The following is a 2,844-nucleotide window of genomic DNA, read 5'->3' on the forward strand; positions in this document are numbered from 1 at the left end:
TCAAGAAGATCATGTGGTTGATGACGTCCTCGTCGCTGAACCGCTCGCCGTCCTCGGTCTCGATGTGGCACAGCACCGAGAAGATGTCGCCGGTCTGCTCGGCCCGTCTGGCGGGGAGATAGTGACGCAGGAAGTGCTCGAGCACCTTCCGCCCGCGGAACGCCCGGCCCCAGCGGGTCAACGGCACGTCGCCACGTACGACTCCTGCTGCCGCCTGGACGCAGGCGATGAACGCCCGGTTGACCCGCTCCATCTGGGCCCGGCTGGTCTCGGCCGCGCCGCCCATGAAGATGTCGGTGGCGATGTCGAGGGTGAGCTGCTTGAGCCTCGGGTAGGCCCTGAACCGCGGTGTCTCGGCCCAGGTCCGCATGCCCTGCTCGATCGCCGGGTGCATCGCGGTCGTGTACGCAGCGAGCCGGTCGCGCGTGAACGCCTCCTGCATGATGCGGCGGTGGGCGTGGTGCTCGCCGAAGTCGAGCAGCATCAGGCCGCGGTCGAAGAAGGGGCCGACGATCTGACCCCACGCCGGGCCGTTGGCGTACGCCTTGTCCTTGTTGCGCAGCACCGTCTCGCACGCGTCCGGTCCGAGCACGACCACGCCGGACTCGCCGGCGCGGAAGAACGGCGAGACCGGTCCGTACGTCTCCCACTGGTGTCGGTAGAACCCGGTCGGGTCGCGGGAGTAGTCCAGCAGCCTGCCGACCCAGGGGAGGCCGTGGTCGCCCGGTGCGAGCGGCGGGATCTCGCGTCGCGCCTCGGTCGGTGCGTGGCTCACCATGCCTGACCTCATGCCTGACCTCATGTCTGACCTCCCGGTCCCGAGTGACTCTGCTGAGGCTAGTCAACTAGAACGTGTTCCCGCAGGTGTTCGTTCCAGTGGCTGGGCGTCGCCGCCGGGCATGGATGGGGGCATCGCGGTGTTGTGATCTGCGTGGAGAGCTACGAGTCGGTCGTGATCGGCGCCGGTCAGGCGGGTCTGTCGGCGTCCTACCACCTCAACAGGCTCGGCGTACGTCACGTCGTGCTCGACGCGGAGCCGCGCCCCGGTGGCGCCTGGCAGCACCGCTGGGACTCGCTGACGATGCACGACGTCCACGGCGTGGCCGATCTGCCCGACGGCCTGGCGCCCGGTGGCTCGGGTGAGAGGGCGAACCTGGCCGTGCCCAGCTGGTTCGGCAGCTATGAGACCTCGCACGATCTCCCGGTGGTCCGCCCGGTGAGGGTGACGTCGGTGACCGAGGTCGGCGGGCTCTTGGCCGTGCACTCCGCGGACGGCAGGACCTGGCTCACCCGCACGCTCGTGAACGCGACCGGGACGTGGACGCGGCCGTTCGTGCCCCGGTATCCGGGGGCCGAGACCTTCCTCGGCGAGCAGGTGCACACCCACGACTACCCGGGCGCTTCGCACTTCCGAGGCAAGCGGGTGCTGGTGGTGGGCGGGGGAGCCTCGGCGGTGCAGTTCCTCGGTGAGCTCGCTCCGGTGACCTCGGTGCTGTGGGTGACTCGCCGGGAGCCGGTGTGGCGCTCCGACTTCGACGCTTCGCGGGGGCGGGAGGCGGTCGCGATGGTGGCCGAGCGGGTCGAGGCGGGCCTTCCGCCGGCGAGCGTCGTCAGCGTCACCGGGCTCTCGCTCCGCCCGCAGGAGCAGGTGGCCGCGGGGCTCGGCGTCTACGAGCGCCGGCGACCGATGTTCACCCGCATCGAGCCGTACGGGGTGCGGTGGTCCGGTCCGCTCGCGGACGGCGAGGCTGCGTACGAGCCTGTCGACGCGATCCTGTGGGCCACCGGGTTCCGGCCCGCCGTCACCCACCTCGCACCGCTTCGGCTGCGCAGCGAGCACGGCGGCATCCCGTTGCTGCGCGGATCCGCTGACGTGCAGACCGCCGTCACCGCTGCGTACGACCCGCGGGTCCAGCTCGTCGGTTACGGCCCGTCGGCGAGCACCATCGGTGCCAGCCGCGCCGGCCGGGCCGCCGCTCTCGCTGTGCAGCGGCAGGTAAGTGAGGGGCCCGCTATATCGCGCCGAGATCGGCCGAGAACCAGTGCTCCGGCGTCAGCCGGACCGTGACCTCGGGCGGGTAGTTCGCGGCCTCTGCCAGGTAAGGCCCCACGGCCTCGGGCGGAAGGTATCTGCGCGCCATCGCCTCCATGTCGCCCTCGGCGGCATCCGCGATCCGCACCGGTCCCTCCAGCGAAACGTAGCGGATCGTCGGGTCGAGCCGCTCGACCATCAACGTGCACCGTCCGGCTGCGCCGATCAGTCTGGCCTTCAGTGAGTCCTTACCGGTAACGAACCAGGCTTCGCCGCCGGGGGTGTAGTCGTACCAGATCGGCACCGTCAGCGGTCCTCTTCCGTCTTCTCTGCTTACCGAGAGCGCTGCGATCAGGGGTTGGGTCAGGAGCTCTTCGCGGTCTGCGAGTGGGATTGCCATGTTTTGACCGTACGTCTCTCGGGGTTCTGGGGGCGATCGATTTCGATCTCGTGGTTCTGGGGTCGAGCTTGTCGAGACCGCCTCGTCTTCGGGGGTCGAGCTTGTCGAGACCTCCCTGCCCTGGTGGTCGAGCTTGTCGAGACCTCCCTGCCCCGGTGGTCGAGCTTGTCGAGACCTCCCTGCCGGAACGTTCGCTCCGGCGGGTTGGTGTGGGCCGCCGACCCTTTCTGGAGGGTGTTCTCGATGGACCCCGGAGTCAAGGACGGGCCTGCGGCCCGCCGGCTGCGCCGGCCGCTGCGCGGTCCTGGACACCGGGACCCATCGAGAAAAGACGCTTCTATGTTTGTCAAGCTGTGTTGAGGGTGCGGTAGAGCTGTCGGGTGGTGTAGCGCTTGAGGATGCGGCGGATCTC

3 protein-coding genes are annotated in these 2,844 nt (G+C 69.5%); 1 reads left to right on the forward strand and 2 read right to left on the reverse strand.

All coding sequences use genetic code 11. From position 1 onward, the window contains the following. The coding region (locus ACRDPS_RS22465; protein ID WP_431503887.1) for a cytochrome P450 at window positions 1-778 on the reverse strand (778 nt) is incomplete at its 3' end. Between the two features lie 153 nt (window positions 779-931). On the opposite strand from ACRDPS_RS22465, the gene ACRDPS_RS22470 reads away from it, so the two are divergent. Further along, the gene (locus ACRDPS_RS22470) at window positions 932-2,068 is read left to right on the forward strand and encodes an NAD(P)-binding domain-containing protein (RefSeq protein WP_431503888.1); all 1,137 of its coding nucleotides are present in this window, start codon (window positions 932-934) and stop codon (window positions 2,066-2,068) included. Here ACRDPS_RS22470 and ACRDPS_RS22475 read toward each other — a convergent pair. Continuing rightward, entirely contained in the window at window positions 2,013-2,432 is a 420-nt protein-coding gene (locus tag ACRDPS_RS22475; protein WP_431503889.1) for a pyridoxamine 5'-phosphate oxidase family protein, read from the reverse strand. The genes ACRDPS_RS22470 and ACRDPS_RS22475 overlap by 56 nt on opposite strands. Between the last annotated feature and the right edge of the window lie 412 nt (window positions 2,433-2,844).

It is taken from the genome of Nocardioides sp., assembly GCF_050699375.1.
Lineage (GTDB): Bacteria > Actinomycetota > Actinomycetes > Propionibacteriales > Nocardioidaceae > Nocardioides.

Coding starts and splice junctions, on each gene's coding strand:
- ACRDPS_RS22475 (WP_431503889.1), bottom strand. CDS start 2,432: ATGGCAATCCCACTCGCAGACCGCGAAGAGCTCCTGACCCAACCCCTG.